The organism is Novosphingobium sp. SG919 (assembly GCF_012932495.1).
In the GTDB taxonomy this organism is placed as follows: Bacteria; Pseudomonadota; Alphaproteobacteria; order Sphingomonadales; family Sphingomonadaceae; genus Novosphingobium; species Novosphingobium rhizosphaerae.
Genome location: NZ_JABCNG010000001.1, coordinates 826562 through 846419, shown reverse-complemented (window position 1 = coordinate 846419; position 19858 = coordinate 826562). Strand labels below are relative to the sequence as shown.

The window sequence follows — 19858 nt, the reverse complement described above, 5'->3', positions numbered from 1 at the left end:
GTCGAAGCCCCCCAGTTGCGCGCGCCCTCGCAATCGTATTCAATCCCCAAGCAGGCAGACAGGCGCAGGATTTGCGCCTAGCCTTCCTGTTGCAGGCCAGACGCGCAGCACAGCGTGCGGGGCCATGGGGGGATGCGCGCAATGGGGCAGGCGTTCACGCACAATTCGATGGGCGGGCGGCGCCGTTCTTACATTGTTTGCAACTCTGCGCTTGTCGGCAGGGGCTGGCCTAGCTTACCCCTTGCATCGGGAGGTCGCAGCCGGGGGCAATTCGGGCGGCGACAACAAGCCGCTGGCCGTGGTCGCATGTCGCAAGGGGGCGGCAACGGCGTCACGCGATACGGGGGCAGGAGCCAGCGAAAGGCCGGGATAACCGGCCCGATCCATGTTGCGCCCTTGGGCACGCAGCATGGCACGGCCCAAAGCAGGTGGAGCCAGTAGCCATGACCCTCGAAATCACGTCCAAGGTTGCCGAAATCGACGCCCACATCATCGATGTGCTGCGTCACCGCGTGGGCAAGGACGAACGCGCCGCCAAGCCGCATGACTGGTATACCGCCACCTGCCTGGCGCTGCGCGACGTGGTCATCGACCGCTGGATGGAATCCACCCGCAAGACCTATGACGAAGGCGGCAAGCGGGTCTACTACCTCAGCCTGGAATTCCTGATCGGGCGGCTGCTGCGCGATGCGCTGTCGAACCTTGGCCTCACCCGCGAGATGGAAAAGGCGCTGGCCAGCCATGGCTTTGACCTGGCAGCGCTGGAAGAGCTGGAACCCGATGCCGCGCTGGGCAACGGTGGCCTGGGCCGCCTGGCTGCCTGCTTCATGGAAAGCCTCGCCAGCCTGGACATTGCCGCCTACGGCTATGGCATCCGCTATGTAAACGGCATGTTCCGCCAGCGCATCGACGATGGCTGGCAGGTGGAATTGCCCGAAACCTGGCTGAGCCACGGCAATCCCTGGGAATTCGACCGCCGCGAAAGCGCCTACATGATCGGCTTTGGCGGGGAAGTGATCGACAATGGCGATGGCGTGGAATGGCATCCGCATGAAAAGGTGGAAGCCAACGCCGTCGATACGCCAGTGGTGGGCTACAAGGGCAAGCGGGTGAACACCCTGCGCCTGTGGACGGCCAACCCACTCGATCCCATCCGCCTGGATGCGTTCAACGCCGGCGACCATGCCGGGGCGCTGGCCGAACAAGTGCGCGCCGATGCGCTGGTGCGCGTGCTCTATCCGGCCGACAGCACCCCGGCAGGCCAGGAGCTGCGCCTGCGCCAGGAATACTTCTTCACCTCTGCTTCCATCCAGGACATCGTGCGCCGCCACGCGCAATACCATGGCGACGTGCGCACCCTGCCCGACAAGGCCGCGATCCAGCTCAACGACACGCACCCGAGCGTGGCCGTGGCCGAGCTGATGCGCTTGCTGGTGGACGTGCATGGCCTTGAATTCAATGAAGCCTGGGAAGTGACCAAGCGCACGGTGGGCTATACCAACCACACCCTGCTGCCCGAGGCACTGGAAAGCTGGCCGCTGCCGCTGTTCGAACGCCTGCTGCCGCGCCACATGCAGATCATCTATGCGATCAACAGCCGCGTGCTGCGCGAAGCGCGCAAGGCGGGACTGGATGACCGCGCAATTGCCGCGATCAGCCTGATCGACGAAGGCGGCGAGCGGCGCGTGCGCATGGCCAACCTGGCTTTCGTGGGCGCGCATTCGATCAACGGCGTGGCCGCGCTGCATACCGAGCTGATGAAAAGCACGGTCTTTGCCGATCTGCACGCGCTCTATCCCACGCGCATCAACAACAAGACCAATGGCGTCACCCCGCGCCGCTGGCTGCAGCAGTGCAATCCGCGTCTGGTGGGCGTGATCAAGGATGCGATCGGCGACGCATTCCTGGATGACGCGGAAAAGCTTTCGGAACTCAATGCCCTGGCCGATGACGCCGCGCTGGGTGAACGCATTGCCGAGGTCAAGCGCGCCAACAAGGTGGCGCTGGCCGGGCATATCAAGCAATTGACCGGCACCCGCATCGATCCCGATGCGCTGTTCGACGTGCAGATCAAGCGCATCCACGAATACAAGCGCCAGTTGCTCAACCTGGTGGAAACCGTTGCGCTCTATGACCAAATTCGCAGCCACCCGGAACGCGACTGGACCCCGCGCGTAAAGATCTTCGGGGGCAAGGCCGCGCCAAGCTATCACAATGCCAAGCTGATCATCAAACTGGCCAACGACATTGCCCGCCGCGTCAACTCCGACCCTTCCGTCGGGGGACTCCTCAAGGTGGTGTTCGTGCCGAACTATAACGTGACCCTGGCCGAACGCATCATTCCGGCCGCCGATCTTTCGGAACAGATCTCCACCGCGGGCATGGAAGCATCGGGCACGGGCAACATGAAGTTCGCGCTCAACGGCGCACTCACCATCGGCACCCTCGACGGCGCGAATATCGAGATCAAGGACCGCGTGGGCGATGACAACATCGTGATCTTCGGCCTGACGGCAGACGAAGTGGCCCAGACCCGCGAAAACTATAACCCGCGCGCGGTGATCGAGAGCAGCCGCGAATTGCAGCAGGCCATTTCCGCGATTGCCAGCGGCGTGTTCTCGCCCGACGATCCGCAGCGCTATGCCGGCCTGATGGGCGGGCTTTACGACAGCGACTGGTTCCTGGTGGCGGCCGATTTCGATGCCTATCACGCCGCGCAGCGCGGGGTGGACAAGCGCTGGGAAAACCAGGCCGCCTGGCGCGCCAGCGCGATCCGCAACATCGCCAACGTGGGCTGGTTCTCGTCCGATCGCACGATCGGCGAATATGCCCGCGACATCTGGGGAGTTTGACATCCTGACCATGCACCCCCCGGCACAGGCGATTGCCGCGCTGCTTGACGGCACCCACGCCGACCCATTTTCATTGCTGGGGGTGCATCCCGGTCCGCAGGGTGCCTTTGCCCGCGCCATCCTGCCCGGCGCCGAGCGCGCCGAAGCCTTTGCCCTGGATGGCACGCCGCTTGGCGTGCTGTCGCGCGTCGATCCGCGCGGCCTGTTCGAAGGGCCGGTGGCCGGCCCGCGCCAGCCGGTGCGCTATGCCTGCCAGGCGGGCACGTATACCTGGGAAGTGACCGATCCCTATTCGTTCGGGCCGGTGCTGGGGCCGGTCGACGATTTCCTGATCGGCGAAGGCACCCACCATCGCTTGTTCGACAAGCTGGGCGCCCACGTGATCGACCACGAAGGCGCGCGCGGCGTCCACTTTGCCGTCTGGGCGCCCAATGCGCGGCTGGTGAGCGTGGTGGGCGATTTCAACGATTGGGACCCAGCCCGCCATCCCATGCGCCGGCGCACCGACACCGGCATCTGGGAACTGTTCCTGCCCGAAATCGGCGGCGGGCGCGCCTACAAGTATCGCATCGTCGGGCCCGATGGCACGGTGCAGCCTTACAAGGCCGATCCCTTTGCCTTTGCCGCCGAGTTGCGCCCGCATACGGCCTCGATCACGCTGGACGAGCCGCCGCATGAATGGGGCGACGCGGCCCACCGCGCGCATTGGGCCACAGTCGATCCGCGCCGCCAGCCGATCTCGATCTATGAAGTGCACCCCGGATCCTGGCGCAAGCCGGGCGATGGGCGCGAATTCTACAGCTGGGACGAACTGGCCGCGCGGCTGATCCCCTATGCCGTGGACATGGGCTTTACCCATATCGAATTCCTGCCCGTGTCAGAGCATCCCTATGATCCAAGCTGGGGCTACCAGACCACCGGGCTCTATGCGCCATCGGCCCGGTTCGGCGACGCGCAGGGCTTTGCCCGCTTCGTCGATGGGGCGCACCGCGCCGGGGTGGGCGTGCTGATCGATTGGGTGCCGGCGCACTTCCCCACCGATGCCCACGGATTGACGCGGTTCGACGGCACCGCGCTCTATGAACATGAAGACCCGCGCCAGGGGTTCCACCCCGATTGGAACACCGCGATCTACAATTTCGGGCGGCGCGAAGTGCGCGATTTCCTGGTCAACAACGCGCTGTTCTGGGCGGAGCGCTATCACGTCGACGGGTTGCGCGTCGATGCGGTCGCCTCGATGCTGTACCGCGACTATTCGCGCAAGAGCGGCGAATGGGTGCCCAACGCGCAAGGCGGGCGCGAGAACTGGGAAGCGGTGGATTTCCTGCGCACGATGAACCAGGCGGTCTATGGCACCTGCCCCGGCGTGATCACCGTGGCCGAGGAATCGACCAGTTGGCCCGGCGTGACCCAGCCGGCGTTGGACCAGGGGGAGCGCCCATCGAGCCTGGGCTTTGGCTTCAAGTGGAACATGGGGTTCATGAACGACACGCTGCGCTACATGGCGCGCGAACCCGTGCACCGGCGCTATCACCACGACGAGATCACCTTCGGCCTGATGTATGCGTTCACCGAGAACTTCGTGCTGCCGATCAGCCATGACGAAGTGGTGCACGGCAAGGGCAGCCTGCTGGGCAAGATGGCCGGCGACGAATGGCAGAAGTTTGCCAACTTGCGCGCGTATTACGGACTGATGTGGGGCTATCCCGGCAAGAAGCTGCTGTTCATGGGCCAGGAATTTGCCCAATCGCGCGAATGGAGCGAAGCGCGCGAGCTCGATTGGGACCTGCTGCAACATGCCCCCCACGCCGGCATGCAGGCCTGGGTGCGCGACCTCAACCGCGCCTATGCCGCCCTGCCGGCGCTGCACGCGCGCGATTGCGAGGGCGAAGGCTTTGAATGGCTGGTGGTGGACGATGCGCTGGCCAGCGTGTTTGCCTGGGTGCGCCGCACGCCCGGCCACGCCCCGGTGATCGTGGTGTGCAACATGACCCCGGCATTGCACGATCACTATCGCCTGCCCGCCCCGCAGGATGGGGTATGGCGCGAAGTGCTCAATTCCGATGCCGCGATCTATGGCGGCAGCGGCCAGGGCAACGCCGGCAAGATCGTGGCGCGCGATGGCGCGGCCTTTGTCATCCTGCCGCCGCTTTCCACGATGATGTTCGAATTGCAGGACCAACCCGAATAATCGGTCAGGAGGAACAATGCGCAAAACCTATGGGCAACCGCTGGCCCGCGATGCCATGGCCTATGTCCTGGCCGGGGGACGCGGCAGCCGGTTGAAGGAGTTGACCGACAACCGCGCCAAGCCGGCGGTCTATTTCGGCGGAGTCAGCCGCATCATCGACTTCGCCCTGTCGAATGCGATCAATTCGGGCATCCGGCGCATCGGCGTGGCCACGCAATACAAGGCGCATTCGCTGATCCGCCACATGAACCGCGCGTGGAACTTCATGCGCCCCGAACGCAACGAAAGCTTCGACATCCTGCCCGCCTCGCAGCGCATTTCCGAACTGCTGTGGTATGAAGGCACGGCCGACGCGGTCTATCAGAACATCGACATCATCCAGGCCCATGCGCCCAAGCACATGGTGATCCTGGCGGGCGACCACATCTACAAGATGGACTACGAATTGATGCTGCAGCAGCACGTCAATTCGGGCGCCGACGTGACAGTGGGCTGCCTGGTGGTGCCCAAGGCCGAGGCAACCGGCTTTGGCGTGATGGGCGTGGACGAAAACAGCGTGATCACCAGCTTCGTCGAAAAGCCGGCCGATCCGCCGACCATTCCCGGCGATCCGGACCACGCCCTGGCCTCGATGGGCATCTATGTGTTCGAGACGCAGTTCCTGTTCGACCAACTGCGCCGCGATGCCGTCACGCCGGGATCGAACCGCGACTTTGGCGGGGATATCATCCCCTACATCGTCAAGCACGGCAAGGCGGTGGCCCACCGCTTTACCGACAGCTGCATCCGCGCGGCCGAGGAGATCGGCGAGTACTGGCGCGACGTGGGCACGCTCGACGCCTATTTCGATGCCAACCTCGACCTGACCGACACGGTGCCCGCGCTCAACATGTACGATCGCGAATGGCCGATCTGGACCGACCAGATCGTGGCCGCCCCGGCCAAGTTCGTGCACGACGAGGATGGCCGGCGCGGCATGGCGATCTGTTCGCTGATCAGCCAGGACTGCATCGTCTCGGGCGCGCTGGCCAAGCGCAGCCTGCTGTTCACCGGCGTGAAGATGGGCTCTTTCTCCAGCGTGGAGGAAGGGGTGATCCTGCCCTATTGCAACATCGGGCGCGGCGCGCAGTTGAAGCGGGTGATCCTGGATTCGGGCGTGCGCATTCCCGAGGGCCTGGTGGTGGGCGAAGATCCCGAACTCGATGCCCGGCGGTTTCGTCGCACCGACAATGGGGTGTGCCTCATCACCAAGGCGATGATCGACAGGCTGGTTTAACGCCATTGTTGCATAACATGCCCTCCCCCTGCTTCCGTCCGCAGGCGGGAGGGGGAGATTGGAATGACTTTGCGCGTTCTTTCCATCGCGTCCGAAGCGGTGCCGCTGATCAAGACCGGGGGGCTGGCCGACGTGGTTGGCGCCCTGCCCGATGCCGTTGCGCCCCATGGCGTGGCGATGACCACCATCCTGCCCGGCTATCCAGCCGTGCTGAAAGCCGTCGGTAAAGCCAAGGCGATCCACCAGTGGGACGGCCTGCTGGGTGAACCGGCCCGGTTGCTGGCCGGCAGGCTGGCCGGTAACCTGGGCAGCCACCCGTTGCTGGTGGTGGACAGCCCCAACCTGTTTGCGCGCGAAGGCGGGCCCTATACCGATCTGGCCGGGCGCGACTGGGGGGACAACTGGCGGCGTTTTGCCGCGTTTTCCCGTGCCGCAGCCGACGTGGCGGGCGGCGCGGTGAAAGGCCTGGCGTTCGATGTGGCCCATGCGCACGATTGGCAGGCGGCGATGGCCCCGGCCTATCTGCGCTTTGCCCCGGCCGGCGTGGGCACGGTGCCTTCGATCATGACCATCCACAACATGGCGTTCCAGGGGCACTATGGCTCTGATATCTTTGCCTTGCTGGAACTGCCGTCGTGGGCCTGGGCGATCGACGGGGTGGAATACCACGGCGGCGTGGGATTTTTGAAAGCCGGCCTGGAAAGCGCGAGCGCGATTACCACGGTCAGCCCGACGTATGCCCGCGAGATTCGCGATCCCGCGTTCGGCATGGGGCTGGAAGGGCTCATCGCCGCCAAGGCGGACCGGGTGAGCGGCATCGTCAACGGCATCGATCCGGCGGTGTGGAACCCGGAAACCGATGCCCACCTGCTGCAGACCTATTCCTGGCGCTCGCTGTCGCGACGCCAGGCCAACAAGCACGCGCTGGAGCGGGAATTTCACCTGGACCAGAGCGATGGGCCGCTGTTCGTGTGCATCACGCGACTGACCTGGCAGAAAGGCATCGACGTTCTGCTCGAAGTGATCGACCATCTCGTTGGGCTGGGCGGGCGGCTGGCGCTGCTGGGTTCGGGCGACGCCGCGATGGAAGCGGGACTGCACGCCGCCGCCGCGCGCCATCCCGGCCGGGTCAGCTTGCGCATCGGCTATGACGAAGCGCTCTCGCACCGCATGCAGGGCGGTGGCGACGCGATCCTGGTGCCCAGCCGGTTCGAGCCTTGCGGGCTGACCCAGCTTTACGGCCTGGCCTATGGCTGTGTGCCGGTGGTGGCGCATACCGGGGGCCTGGCCGATACCGTGGTGGACGCCAACCTGGCCGCGATCAACAGCCAGGCCGCGACCGGCGTGGCGTTTCACGGCGTCACCTATCCTTCTTTCGCAGCTGCGATAACGCGCACGATTGCCCTTTATGGGCAACGCGATGTCTGGACGCAGATGCAGCGAACAGGCATGAAGACGGACTTTTCGTGGAAGCGCAGCGGCCAGGCCTATGCTGCGCTCTATCGCCAACTTGCGGGGGCACAATGACGATCACGACTCACCAGACCACGCCCTATGCCGGGCAGAAACCGGGCACATCGGGCCTGCGCAAGAAAGTGCGCGTGTTCCAGCAGCCCAATTATGCCGAGAATTTCATCCAGGCGGTGTTCGACGTGGTGGCGCGCCCGGCCGGCAGCACGCTGGTGATCGGCGGCGACGGGCGTTATCACAACCGCACGGTGATCCAGCAGGCGATCCGCATGGCGGCGGCCAATGGCTATGCCCAGGTGCTGGTGGGCCAAGGCGGCATCCTGTCCACCCCGGCGGCGAGCAACGTGATCCGCCAGTACAAGGCGAGCGGCGGCTTGATCCTTTCGGCCAGCCACAATCCCGGCGGGCCGGACGAGGATTTCGGCATCAAGTACAATATCGCCAATGGCGGCCCTGCGCCGGAAGGCGTGACCGAAGCGATCTATGCCCGCACGCAGACCATCGACCGCTGGCTGGCGGTGGATACGCCGGATATCGACTTGGACAGCTGCGGCAGCGTGGACGTGGGCGGCTGCCAGGTTTCGGTGATCGATCCCGTCGCCGACTATGCCGACCTCATGGAAAAGCTGTTCGATTTCGCCGCGATCCGTGCTGCCGCAAGCAATGGCCTGACCATGGCGTTTGACGCGATGCACGCGGTAACCGGGCCTTATGCGGTGGAAATCCTCGAAAAGCGGCTGGGCTTTGGCGCCGGCACGGTGCGCAACGGCGTGCCGCTGGAAGACTTTGGCGGGCACCATCCCGATCCCAACCTGGTGCACGCCAAGGCCCTGTTCGACACGATGTTTGCCCCCGACGCGCCCGATTTCGGGGCGGCATCGGATGGCGACGGGGATCGCAACCTGATCATCGGCAAGGGACGCTTCATCACCCCGTCCGACAGCCTGGCGATGCTGGCGGCCAATGCACACCTGGCGCCCGGCTATGCCCGTGGCCTGGCTGGCATTGCCCGCTCAATGCCCACCAGCGCGGCGGCCGATCGCGTGGCAGAGGCGCTGGGCATCCCTGCGTTCGAGACGCCCACCGGGTGGAAGTTCTTCGGCAACTTGCTCGATGCCGGCAAAGCGACGATCTGCGGCGAGGAAAGCGCCGGCACCGGATCGGACCACGTGCGCGAGAAGGATGGCCTCTGGGCCGTGCTGCTGTGGCTCAACATCCTGGCCGTGCGCAAGATCAGCGTGGACGAACTGGCGCGCGAGCATTGGGCCAAATATGGCCGCAACTATTACGCGCGGCACGACTATGAAGGCCTGCCCACCGAACAGGCCGATGCCCTGATCGCGGCGCTCAAGGCCAAGCTGGACAGCCTGCCAGGCCAGAGCTTTGGCGCGCTCACCGTGGCCACGGCGGACAGCTTTTCCTACCTCGATCCCGTCGATGGCAGCACCAGCGCCAACCAGGGCCTGCGCGTGCTGTTCGAGGGCGGATCGCGCATCGTGTTCCGCCTTTCGGGCACGGGGACCGAAGGGGCAACGCTGCGCGTCTACCTCGAACGCTATGAACCGGCCGATGGCTATCTCGATCGCGAAACGGGCGACATGCTGGCCGACCTGATCGCCGCGGCCGACGCCGTGGCGGGCATCGTGGCCAACACCGGCCGCACCGCGCCCGACGTGATCACCTGATGCCATACGGCGCGCACGCCTGCCCCGGCGGCACCGCCTGGCGGGTGCGCGCGCCGCTGGCCGAGGCCGTCTGGCTCTGCCTGTTCGATGGCGCGGCCGAAACCCGCCATGCGATGGTGCGCGATGGTGATGACTGGACGCTGACGCTGCCGGGCAGCCAGGCCGGCGTGCGCTATGGCTATCGCGCGGGGGGCGAATGGGCGCCAGAACGCGGGCTGTGGTTCGATCCGGCCAAGCTGCTGGTCGATCCCTATGCGGTGGAACTGGACCAGCGCTTTGCCTATGAGCCAGCGCTATCTGCCTTGGGCGCGGATACGGCGGCGCTGGTGCCCAAGGCCGTGGTGCCCGGCGATCTGCCCACGGTGCCTCCTGCCCCACCGCTCTTCGCGCCGGGCGGACTGATCTATGAAGTCAACGTGCGCGCCTTCACCATGCTGCATCCGCACGTGCCGCAGCATTTGCGCGGCACGGTAGCGGCCCTGGCGCATCCGGCGGTTGTGGCCCACCTCAAGAAGCTGCGCGTAAACGCGGTGGAACTGATGCCGATCGTCGCCTGGATCGAGGAGCGGCACCTGCCCCCGCTGGGCCTGACCAATGCCTGGGGCTATAACCCGGTGGGCTTCATGGCGCTCGATCCTGGCCTCTGCCCCGGTGGCCTGGCCGAATTGCGCGAAACGGTGGCCGCCTTGCGCGCAGCGGGTATCGGCACGATCCTGGACCTGGTGTTCAACCACACCGGCGAAAGCGATCTGGCCGGCCCGATCGTGGGCCTGCGCGGGCTGGACAACCAGGCCTATGCCCACGATCCGGCGGGGCAACTCATCAACGATACCGGCTGTGGCAACACGCTGGACTTTGCCAATCCGCATGTGCGCCGCCTGACGCTGGATGCGCTGCGCCATTTCGTTGCCCATGCCGGCGTGGATGGCTTCCGCTTCGATCTGGCGCCGATCCTGGCGCGCGGGCCAGGCTTTGCCGCCGATGCGCCGATCTTTGCCGAGATCGCGGCCGACCCGCTGCTGGCTGACCGCGTGTTGATTGCCGAACCCTGGGACATCGGGCCCGATGGCTATCAACTGGGGCGGTTTCCCGCCAACTGGCTGGAATGGAACGACCGCTTTCGCGACGATGCGCGGCGGTTCTGGCGCGGCGATGGCGCGCTGGGCGAGCTTGCCACGCGGCTGGCCGGATCGGCCGACGTGTTTGGCCCATGCGATGCAACGCCCTGCCGCAGCGTGAATTTCCTGGCGGCGCACGATGGCTTTACCCTGGCCGATTGCGTGGCCTTTGCCCGCAAGCACAACCACGCCAATGGCGAGGACAACCGCGACGGGCATGACGACAATTTCTCGTGGAACAACGGCGTCGAAGGGTCGAGCGACGATCCGGCCGTGCAAGCGCGGCGCAGCGCGGCGCTGCGCGCGCTGCTGGGCACGCTGTTTGCCTCAACCGGCACGATCATGCTGACCGCGGGCGATGAATTCGGCCGTAGCCAGCAGGGCAACAACAACGCCTATGCCCAGGACAACGCATTGACCTGGATCGACTGGCAGGGGCGCGACCACGATCTTGAGAACTTCGTCGCGCAGCTCGCTGCAAAGCGCGCGGGCGGCGACATGGCACGGTTTCCGGAAGACGGGCAATGGCTGGCGCTGGATGGCGCGCCGATGGATAGCGCGCGGTGGGAAGACCCGGCGACGCCCGGCGTGGCGTGGCACGATCCCGCCGGGATCAGGCCCGGCTTTCGGGTGAGCCGGGCCGACGGGGTGGCGCTGGGCTGACGGGCCCTTCGACCGGCTCAGGGCGAACGGAGAATGGGAATATCGCTCCCCCTCCTCTTCAGAGGAGGGGGTCGGGGGGTGGTGGAAACCTGGCGCACGGGTTCGCACCACCCGCAACCCCTCCTCTGAAGAGGAGGGAAGAACAGCACCTTAACCGCAGCCTCAAGCCCCCAGCCGCCGCAAGGCCGGATCGATATAGCGGCGCGGCGCCGGGATATAGTTGGCCTGGCCATCATCAAGCGACAGCGGCCGTGGCAGCAGGCGGTTGAGCAGCAGGCGGCCGAAAGCCCATTCGCCCAGGCCCGATTGCGCATTGATGTGGCCGGCCGCGCCCGCATCGGCAAAGCGCGCGCCCCAGCGCTGCGCCAGGCGCCGGGTGGCGCCGAACGCGGCATAGCGATCGTCACGGCTGGCCACGACGATGGCGGGGAACGGCAGATCGGCATCGGGCACCGGGGCAAAGCGGGTGAGGCGGCGATCCTTGACCCCGTCTTCCACGTCGGGCGGGGCAACCAGCAGCGCGCCGATCACCGGCATGGCCGGCGCATGGGCGCGCGAGGCATTGGCGAGCCGTTCGTATTCCGCCCACCACGCCACGGCAAGGCAACCGAGGCTGTGCGCCACCAGGACCACCGGGCGACCGGTGCCTTCATGGGCGCGCTGAATCGCCAGCGCGAGCTTGTTGACCCAGGTGTTGCGGTGCGGATCGTTCCACAGCCCCAGGTCTACCCGGTGGCAATCAGGAAGTGTCTGTTCCCAAAGGGTTTGCCAGTGATCCGGGCCGGAGTTGTCCAGCCCCGGCACGGTCAGGATGATCGGATCGGCATTGCGCGCGAAGGAATGTTCATGGGCCATACAAGTTCTCCCACCAAGGAAGCGGCCGGTCGACTCGGTCTACGTCCCGACATGAACAAGAGATAACTCAATCTTTGCGATAGACAATAGGCCGGCGATGAAACGACAGCCGTTTGCGCCCGGTGGGAAGGCGCTGGAACACCGTTGCATTTTGCCGCCAATTGCGACAGGCCCGAACCGGTGCAAGCTGGCGGGGGCCGGCGCAAGGGGGGCCTTGGCGCCCTGAAGCTTGCGGGCGTTGGGTTGAAGCGCCAGCAGGCTTTGGGTTCTTCGTTGTCATGCGATTTATGGACAAAAACCGGTGCCCACTTTTTGTCATCGCACTCTAAAGGGATCACGGACGTTTCCGGCATGACTGCACCAGCCAACCAAGACGCCCCGCGCAAGCGGCTGCTGGCCTCGATCCACGACGTGAGCCCGCGTTTCGAGCGCGAAGTGGACGCGCTGGCCGAACGGCTTTCCGGCCATCTGGGTACCGGCCGCTTTGCCATGCTGGTGATCCCCGATCATTGGCGCGGCGCGCCGCTGGCTGGCAACGCCGCGTTCCAGGCGCGGCTACGCCAATGGGCCGACATGGGCATCGAGATGTTCCTGCACGGCTGGTGCCACAAGGACGAAACGCCCGCAGATCAGGGTCTTGCCGGCTTCAAGGGCAAGCACATGACCGCGGGCGAAGGCGAGTTCCTCAACCTGCCGCATGACCAGGCGCTGGCCCGCATGCGCGAGGGCAAGGCGCTGGTCGAAGATATCCTGGGCCGCCCGGTCACCGGCTTTATCGCGCCGGCCTGGCTCTATGGCGCCGGCGCCCACCAGGCGATGGGCGAAGTGGGCTTTGCCCTGGCCGAAGACCACATGAAAGTGTGGCGGCCGCAGACCGGCGAAGTGCTGGCCAAGGGCCCGGTGATCACCTGGGCCAGCCGCAGCAAGGCCCGCATCCGTTCCTCGCTGTGGTTTTCCGCATTGGCCCGGCAGGCCCTGCCCGCCACCCGCACGGTGCGCGTGGCGGTGCACCCCGGCGATACCACCGTGCCCGCGCTGCTGCGCTCGATCGACAAGACGCTGGCGCGCTTTGCCAAGAGCCACGCGCCCGCCCGCTATGCCAGCCTGACCGGCCCGGCGAGCCTGTTTTGACTGCAACCGCGCCAAGACCCTTGCGCGTTCTGACCTTCCTGCACAGCTTCGAGCCGGGCGGGGTGGAGCGCGTGGCGCTGCGCCTGCATCGTGCGTGGCTGGCGCAGGGGATCGACGCGCGGCTGGTGCTGGGGCGCACCCAAGGCGCGATGCGTGGCGAATGGCCCGGGCTTGAAGCCGAGGTGTTCGACAGCCACGGCGTGCCCACGGCGGCGTGGGAAACGCTGTGGATGATGCTGCGTCTGCCAGGTGCGATCCGCCGCCACCGTCCCGACGTGCTGTTTTGCGCCGGCAATTCCTATACTGTGGTGGCCGTGGTCATGCGCCTGGTGCTGGGCAAGCGTTGCCCGCCGATCCTGGCCAAGATCAGCAACGACCTGACGCGGGCCGACCTGCCCGCCCCGGCACGCCCGTTCTATCGCCTGTGGCTGCGCATCCAGGGCCGCATGCTCCACCGCGTGGTGGGCATGGCGCAACCGATGCGCGCCGAATTGCAGGACCTGATGGGCGTGCCAGCCGATCGCGTGGCGATCATCGACGATCCCGCGCTGGATGAAGCCCAGATCGCCCATCTCGAAACCCTGCCGCGCCCGCCCCGCCCGGCCGCAGCGGGCCGCCGCTTCCTGGCGATCGGTCGGCTGGCCGCGCAAAAGAACTTCCCCCTGCTGCTGCGCGCCTTTGCCAGGATCGCGCGGCCAACGGACCGGCTCACCATCCTGGGCGAAGGGGGCGCACGCAAGACGCTGCAAACCCTGGCGCGCAGCCTGGACGTGGCCGACCGGGTGGACATGCCCGGCCACGTGAATCCGGTTTCCGACGCTTTGCTGGCCGCCGATGCGCTGGTCATGTCATCCGATTATGAAGGCGTGCCCGCCGTGGTGCCCGAAGCGCTGGCCGCCGGCCTGCCCGTGGTTTCCACCGATTGCAGCGTGAGCATGGCAGACCTGCTGGGTCATGGCCGCTTTGGCCTGCTGGTGCCGGTGCGCGACGAGGCCGCGCTGGCCGCCGCGATGGACGGTATCGCTGCCCTGCCCTTCGATTCGGCCGCGGCGCGTACCCAGGCACGCCGTTTTACCGTAGAAATTGCCGCCCAAAGCTATGTCGTTGAAATGCAGCGACTGGCCCATGGCTGACCACCCGCTGCCCGGCACGGGCGAACCCGCCGCTTGGGCCATCCTGCATAAAGCGGATGGCGCGGCGGCTTCGTTCGCGGTAACGCCGCGCCCGGGCCTGAACGAGACACAATGACGACACCCGCGATTCCCGAGACCGCTCCCCAAGCCAGCGGCCTGCGCAGATGGAGCGCCTATCTTGGCCCCGCCGTGTCGGTGGCCATCCTGGGCGCCGTGCTGTGGCAGCTGCGCCAGCTCAACTGGCTGATGGTGGTGTCGATCATCCCGCGCTCGCCGCTGATCTGGCTGGTGCTGGCCGCAAGCTATTTCGCCGGGCCGGTGGCCGACTGGGTGATTTTCCGCAAGCTGTGGGGCATTCCCTTTTCGGGGCTGGCGCCGTTGCTGAAGAAGCTGGTCGGCAACGAACTGCTGCTCGGCTATGTCGGTGAAGTCTATTTCTACGACTGGGCGCGCCGCCATGTGAAAATGGAAGGCTCGCCCTTCGGCGCGGTCAAGGACGTGGCGATCCTTTCGGCGCTGGCCGGCAACATCATCACCATCGGCATGATGGGCATCACCTGGTATGTCAGCGGGCGGGTCGATTTCGGCCAGAACACCTGGCTGATCGTCTCGGCCATCGGCTTTGCTCTCGCCACGTCGCTGGTCATCACCTTCCTGCGCAAGGGCATTTTCAGCCTCTCGGGGCCGGACCTGTGGTTCGTGTTCGTGGTGCACTGCCTGCGTATCGCCGCCGGCATGGGCTTTACCGCCCTGTCATGGCACCTGATCCTGCCCGAGGTTTCGATCGGCACCTGGATCCTCTTTTCCACCATCCGCCTTCTGGTGGCACGCCTTCCCTTCATCCCCAACAAGGATATCGCGTTTGCCGGCATCACGCCGCTGATCGTGGGCAAGGGAGTTCAGACTGATGTCATGATCGCGATGATATCGATGCTGATCGTTGCCACACACGTGATCCTGTTCATCGGCCTGATGTTGCTGGATCTCGTGCAGAAGGAGAAGAATGCGTGAACAAGCTGGCTGTTCTGGCCCCAACTGCCTTGCTAGGTGCATCATTGCTTCCCGCCGCCCTGCTGCTGGGCGGGGCTGGCCCGCTGCCGCCCTCCACGCCCGACCTGGGCAAGGCCGAAGGGCAGTGCCGCCCGGGCGAACATGGTCCCTCGTTCATGGTCGATATCCTGGGATTGAAAGACCATACCGGCAAGCTCAAGCTGGAAGTCTATCCCGCCAACGACACCGATTTCCTGGCCGACGACAACGTGCTGGTGGGCGCGGGCAAGACGTTCCGCCGCGTCGAAGTGCCAACGCCGGCGGAACCGACGCCACGCCTGTGCGTGCGCCTGCCCGGCCCGGGCCAATACACCGTCTCGGTGCTGCATGACCGCGACAACAACCGCAAGTTCAACTGGCAGCGCGACGGCATCGGTTTTTCCGGCAACCCACGCCTGGGCTGGTCCAAGCCCAAGGCCGCCAGCGCCACCGTTTCGGCCGGAAATGGCCCGACCACGTTGCGGATCGTGATGAATTACCGTAACGGGTTGATGTCTGTGGGGCCACTCAAGGGCGCGCGATGAAGCTTGTCGATGTTTGCGCATTCTATGCCCCCAAGGGCGGCGGGGTGCGCACCTATGTCGATCGCAAGCTCAAGGCCGGGGCCGCGCTGGGGCATGATGTCACCGTCATTGCCCCTGGCCAGCACGACCACGTGGAGGAACGCGGGCCGAACGCGCGCATCCGCTGGTTGAAAAGCCAGCTGTTCCCGCTCGATTTCAACTACCGCTGGTTCTCCGATATTCCCGCGCTCTATGCCGCGCTGGACGAGGAAGCGCCCGATTTCGTGGAGGCATCTTCGCCCTGGCGCAGCGCCAGCGTGATTGCCGAATGGCCCGGGCATGCCCCGCGCGCGCTGATCATGCATGCCGATCCGCTGTCGGCCTATGCCTATCGCTGGTTCGACGGCGTGGCCACGCGCCCCACGATCGACAAGGCGTTCGAACGCTATTGGCGACACTTGCGCCGGCTCGACGAGCGCTATGACATGATCGTCAGCGCCAGTGCCAGCCTGTCGGAACGGTTGACCGGCGGCGGCCTGGCCCATGTGGTGACCAACCCGATGGGCGTGGATCCCGGCGTGTTTTCGCCCACGTTCCGCGACCTTGCCCTGCGCAAGGGCATGCTGGAGCTGTGTGAGTTGCCCGAGGATGCCACGTTGCTGCTGGGCGTGGGGCGCTTTGCCCCGGAAAAGCGCTGGCCGATGCTGGTCGACGCGGTGACTGCCGCCGGCAGCCGCCGTCCGGTGGGGCTGGTGCTGGCCGGCCAGGGGCGCGAACGCAAGGCGATCGAGCGGCGCATCGGCGGCAACCCGCATATCCGCGTGCTCGCCCCGATCACCAAGCGCCACGAACTGGCCCGCGTGATGGCCAGCACCGATGCGCTGCTGCATGGCTGCGAGGCCGAAACGTTCTGCATGGTGGCGGCAGAAGCGCGCGCCAGCGGCCTGCCGCTGATCGCACCCGACCAGGGCGGCGCCAGCGACCAGGCCCGCGCCTCGGGCGGGTGGATCTATGAATCCGCCAACGCTGCCGCCGCGACCGAAGCGGTGGCGCAATACTGCCTGGCCCGCGAGAGCGGCCTGGACGGCCCGCGCGCCGACCTGCCCCCGCCGCGCACGATGGACGATCATTTCCGCGAGCTTTTCGCCAGCTATGAAGCGGTGCTGGCCGGGGCGCGCCAGGCGGCTTGACTGCCAAAGTTGCTTCAGATTTCCACTACCCCCAACCCCCTCCTCTGAAGAGGAGGGGGCTTTTCTATAAATGCCTTAAATCCCCCTCCTCTTCAGAGTAGGGGGTCGGGGGGTGGTGCGAAGTCTGACGCAAGCCGCAAAGAAAAAGGGCGGCGAGTTTCCCCGCCGCCCCATTTCATATCAAGCGCTTGTGCGATCAGAAGTTGATCGTGGCATCCAGGCCATAAGTGCGCGGCGCGTTGAAGTTGCCGTAGTCACCCAGCACGTTGTTGATGCTGCCGGTCGACGAAGTCGAGAAGCCCGGGATCGAGTTCGACGGATCGCGACGATAGACATAGGCGGTGTTGAACAGGTTGCGGCCCCACAGGCCCACGGTCAACTTCTGGCCGGTGCCCGAAACCGGGATGTCGGCCAGCGAGAGACGCCCGTTGAACACCAGGCTGGAGTCGTTCTTGGTGGCATACTGGTCGAAGGTCTGCGTGGCCTGCGAATAGTTGCCATCGATGTGGGCGCGCAGGCGCGTGCCGTTGACGCCGAGCGGCAGTTCGTAATCAACCGAACCGCTGGCGGCATTGCGCGGGGTGTAGACGATATAGACGTTCTGCGTGATGCCGGTGAACGGGTTCGTCACGGTGGGCATCTTGGTATAGGTGTAGGCATACGACGCGGTCAGCGTCAGGCCGTCCACCGGCTTGACCGTCAGGTCGGCCTCGATGCCACGGATCTTGGTGATGCCGGGCACGTTGACCGTTTCCAGCACGTTCACGTTGGAGCTGCCCGAGACATAGATGGCGTTGAAGTCCACCTGGCTGTTCTTGCGGTCCATGATGTAGCCGGCGATGTTGAACCGGGCGCGATGATCCCAGAAGTCGGACTTGAGGCCGAGTTCGTAGGACGTCACCGTTTCCGGATCGAAGCCACGGTACGTGGGCGAGCGCGACGAGGCACCGCCGGCGCGATAGCCGGTGGCATACTTGGCATAGACGTGCAGATCGTTGTTCACGTCATAGGCGAGCGTCGCCATCGGGTTGAACTTGTTCCAGGTCTTGTCCAGCGTGGCGCCGTTGGCGGCGTTGCGGAACGTGACCAGGGTGCCGGTCTTCTTGTCGTGGGTGTAACGCCCGCCGACGGTCAGGTGCAGCGCGTCGGTGGGGTTGATCGTGGCCTGGGCATAGCCGGCCAGGCTCTTGGAGTTGGCCACCGAGGCACGGTCGATCGACGCGAAGGGATTGAGCAGCGCGGCGGTGTTGATCGTGTAGCCGGTCACGTTGCCGTTGGCGTCCGTGGTCCAGATGTTGGAGTTCGGCGTCGCGGCGTTATCCGAAACGTGTTCGTTGAAATAGAACACGCCGGCCACGTAATCGACGATGCCCACGGTGCCGACAGCCTGGACTTCCTGGCTGAACTGGTGCTGCCACAGGTTGGCCAGCGAATAGCGGCTGAACACGCCATTGGCCGAATAGACCGGCACGCGGTGCGCACCGCCCGAGTTGTCCCACTGCTCGCTGGTCACGCCGCGCCATGCGGTGATCGAGCGCAGTTCGAGTTCGGGCGAAACCTTCCACTTGAGCGTGTTGGTGAAGCCGTGGGTGCGATCGACGCTGGGCTGCTGCGGCACGCCGATGTCGGCCAACTTCATGCGCGTGGTGCCGTTGACGACGACCTGGCTGGGCAGCGTCTTGACCGTGCCCGACAGCGTGGTGAAGTTGGTGCCGGGCGTGTTGCAGGCGGCGGTAACGGCGCCGGCGACGCAGTTGTTGGGGTTGTAGTTCAGCAGCTGGCTGTAGAACGGCGAGTTGCTGTCCCAACCGTTGTCATAGCTGAAATCGTTGGTGATGCTGGTGCTGGGCTTCCAACGCACGGCGATGCGGCCGCCGCGACGATCGAAATAGTTCCAGCCGGTCTGGCCTGCCATCGGGTTCTTGGTCGTGGCGCCCTGGTACTGGGCAACGCCGTCGAGCTTGACCGAGAAGTTGTGGTATTCGGGCAGGTCGAGGTGGATTTCACCGTTGTACGAGCCGTAGTTGCCGAAGCCGCCCGAAACACGGCCGCCGAACTCGCCCGAGGGCGCCTTGGACACCAGGCTGAGCGCGCCGCCTTCGGTGTTGCGGCCGAACAGCGTGCCCTGCGGGCCCTTGAGCACTTCGACGCGTTCCATGTCGAAGAGCGCGGCGTTGAGGCCGTGCTGGCGGCCCATGTAGACGCCGTCGATGTAGACGCCCACGCCCTGTTCGCGCGCCGGCTGGTTGGCATCGAGCGGCACGATGCCGCGAATGCCGATGGTCAGCGCGGTCTGGCGCGCTTCGAACGTCACGACGCGCAAGCTCGGCACCGCGCCATCGGCGAGGTCGAGCAGGCTCTGGATGTGGCGATCCTTGATCGTATCGGCAGTGACGACGTTGATCGAGATCGGGGTCTTCTGAAGGTTGGTTTCACGCTTGGTCGCGGTCACGACGATTTCGGTCAGACCCTTCTCGCCCGACGAAGCATCGCTGGCTGGCGCTTCTGCAGCAGCATCGGCAGCCGGAGCATTTTCGGCCGCGAAAGCCGGCATGGCGTTCAGCGCAAGCGCGCCCGCCCCGGCCAGCAGGCCGGCACGAACAGTGTTCTTCAACATCGGATTTCCCTCACTGGTGAGGCTGACAGCCCCTTCGCGCCTCCCCCTAGGTCGGCATGGCTGCACTTTTGTGACGCAGATATGTCAGCCATTGTCACATTTGACCGAAACCTGACATTGATCG

At 65.6% G+C, this 19858-nt stretch carries 13 protein-coding genes; 11 read left to right on the top strand and 2 right to left on the bottom strand.

The window, feature by feature from the left end; translation table 11 throughout:
- Window positions 1-443: 443 nt before the first annotated feature.
- From FHT19_RS03750 to glgX, 6 genes are all read left to right on the top strand, one after another.
- The gene (locus FHT19_RS03750; RefSeq protein WP_169473996.1) at window positions 444-2852 is read left to right on the top strand and encodes a glycogen/starch/alpha-glucan phosphorylase; all 2409 of its coding nucleotides are present in this window, start codon (window positions 444-446) and stop codon (window positions 2850-2852) included.
- 10 nt (window positions 2853-2862) lie between these two features.
- Window positions 2863-5043, top strand: coding sequence for a 1,4-alpha-glucan branching protein GlgB (gene glgB, locus FHT19_RS03745; protein ID WP_169473995.1), 2181 nt, complete (start codon window positions 2863-2865; stop codon window positions 5041-5043).
- Window positions 5044-5059: 16 nt separating this feature from the next.
- Window positions 5060-6319, top strand: a complete 1260-nt coding sequence (gene glgC, locus FHT19_RS03740) for a glucose-1-phosphate adenylyltransferase (protein ID WP_169473994.1) — start codon at window positions 5060-5062, stop codon at window positions 6317-6319.
- A gap of 63 nt (window positions 6320-6382) precedes the next feature.
- Complete coding sequence (glgA, locus tag FHT19_RS03735) at window positions 6383-7846, top strand: glycogen synthase GlgA (RefSeq protein WP_169473993.1); 1464 nt, start codon at window positions 6383-6385, stop codon at window positions 7844-7846.
- Window positions 7843-9474 carry an alpha-D-glucose phosphate-specific phosphoglucomutase gene (locus tag FHT19_RS03730; RefSeq protein WP_169473992.1) on the top strand — a complete coding sequence of 544 codons (1632 nt, stop codon included), beginning with the start codon at window positions 7843-7845 and terminating at the stop codon, window positions 9472-9474. Before glgA ends, FHT19_RS03730 begins: the two co-directional genes overlap by 4 nt.
- Window positions 9474-11255: a glycogen debranching protein GlgX gene (gene glgX, locus FHT19_RS03725; protein ID WP_169473991.1), complete on the top strand. Its 1782-nt coding sequence runs from the start codon at window positions 9474-9476 to the stop codon at window positions 11253-11255. Before FHT19_RS03730 ends, glgX begins: the two co-directional genes overlap by 1 nt.
- 162 nt (window positions 11256-11417) lie before the next feature.
- Here glgX and FHT19_RS03720 read toward each other — a convergent pair whose 3' ends face one another.
- The gene (locus tag FHT19_RS03720) at window positions 11418-12110 is read right to left on the bottom strand and encodes an alpha/beta hydrolase (protein WP_169473990.1); all 693 of its coding nucleotides are present in this window, start codon (window positions 12108-12110) and stop codon (window positions 11418-11420) included.
- 351 nt (window positions 12111-12461) lie between these two features.
- On the opposite strand from FHT19_RS03720, the gene FHT19_RS03715 reads away from it, so the two are divergent.
- The 5 genes from FHT19_RS03715 to FHT19_RS03695 all read left to right on the top strand — a co-directional run bounded on the left by FHT19_RS03715 (window position 12462) and on the right by FHT19_RS03695 (window position 17117).
- The gene (locus FHT19_RS03715; RefSeq protein ID WP_169473989.1) at window positions 12462-13241 is read left to right on the top strand and encodes a polysaccharide deacetylase family protein; all 780 of its coding nucleotides are present in this window, start codon (window positions 12462-12464) and stop codon (window positions 13239-13241) included.
- Between the two features lie 20 nt (window positions 13242-13261).
- Window positions 13262-14374 carry a glycosyltransferase gene (locus FHT19_RS03710; RefSeq protein WP_169473988.1) on the top strand — a complete coding sequence of 371 codons (1113 nt, stop codon included), beginning with the start codon at window positions 13262-13264 and terminating at the stop codon, window positions 14372-14374.
- A gap of 111 nt (window positions 14375-14485) precedes the next feature.
- Window positions 14486-15385, top strand: coding sequence for a hypothetical protein (locus FHT19_RS03705; RefSeq protein ID WP_168554422.1), 900 nt, complete (start codon window positions 14486-14488; stop codon window positions 15383-15385).
- A gap of 44 nt (window positions 15386-15429) precedes the next feature.
- Window positions 15430-15948 carry a DUF2141 domain-containing protein gene (locus FHT19_RS03700; RefSeq protein ID WP_246865985.1) on the top strand — a complete coding sequence of 173 codons (519 nt, stop codon included), beginning with the start codon at window positions 15430-15432 and terminating at the stop codon, window positions 15946-15948.
- Window positions 15945-17117 carry a glycosyltransferase gene (locus FHT19_RS03695; RefSeq protein ID WP_169473987.1) on the top strand — a complete coding sequence of 391 codons (1173 nt, stop codon included), beginning with the start codon at window positions 15945-15947 and terminating at the stop codon, window positions 17115-17117. Before FHT19_RS03700 ends, FHT19_RS03695 begins: the two co-directional genes overlap by 4 nt.
- A gap of 196 nt (window positions 17118-17313) precedes the next feature.
- On the opposite strand, the gene FHT19_RS03690 is transcribed toward FHT19_RS03695, so the two are convergent.
- Window positions 17314-19734, bottom strand: a complete 2421-nt coding sequence (locus FHT19_RS03690) for a TonB-dependent receptor (RefSeq protein WP_169473986.1) — start codon at window positions 19732-19734, stop codon at window positions 17314-17316.
- Window positions 19735-19858 lie beyond the last annotated feature (124 nt).

Excerpts from the sequence above, each read along its gene's own strand:
- FHT19_RS03730 (WP_169473992.1), top strand. The coding sequence starts at position 7,843 with ATGACGATCACGACTCACCAGACCACGCCCTATGCCGGGCAGAAACCG.
- FHT19_RS03705 (WP_168554422.1), top strand. The coding sequence starts at position 14,486 with ATGACGACACCCGCGATTCCCGAGACCGCTCCCCAAGCCAGCGGCCTG.
- glgA (WP_169473993.1), top strand. The coding sequence starts at position 6,383 with ATGACTTTGCGCGTTCTTTCCATCGCGTCCGAAGCGGTGCCGCTGATC.
- glgX (WP_169473991.1), top strand. The coding sequence starts at position 9,474 with ATGCCATACGGCGCGCACGCCTGCCCCGGCGGCACCGCCTGGCGGGTG.
- FHT19_RS03750 (WP_169473996.1), top strand. The coding sequence starts at position 444 with ATGACCCTCGAAATCACGTCCAAGGTTGCCGAAATCGACGCCCACATC.
- FHT19_RS03715 (WP_169473989.1), top strand. The coding sequence starts at position 12,462 with ATGACTGCACCAGCCAACCAAGACGCCCCGCGCAAGCGGCTGCTGGCC.
- FHT19_RS03720 (WP_169473990.1), bottom strand. The coding sequence starts at position 12,110 with ATGGCCCATGAACATTCCTTCGCGCGCAATGCCGATCCGATCATCCTG.
- FHT19_RS03690 (WP_169473986.1), bottom strand. The coding sequence starts at position 19,734 with ATGTTGAAGAACACTGTTCGTGCCGGCCTGCTGGCCGGGGCGGGCGCG.
- glgB (WP_169473995.1), top strand. The coding sequence starts at position 2,863 with ATGCACCCCCCGGCACAGGCGATTGCCGCGCTGCTTGACGGCACCCAC.
- glgC (WP_169473994.1), top strand. The coding sequence starts at position 5,060 with ATGCGCAAAACCTATGGGCAACCGCTGGCCCGCGATGCCATGGCCTAT.
- FHT19_RS03695 (WP_169473987.1), top strand. The coding sequence starts at position 15,945 with ATGAAGCTTGTCGATGTTTGCGCATTCTATGCCCCCAAGGGCGGCGGG.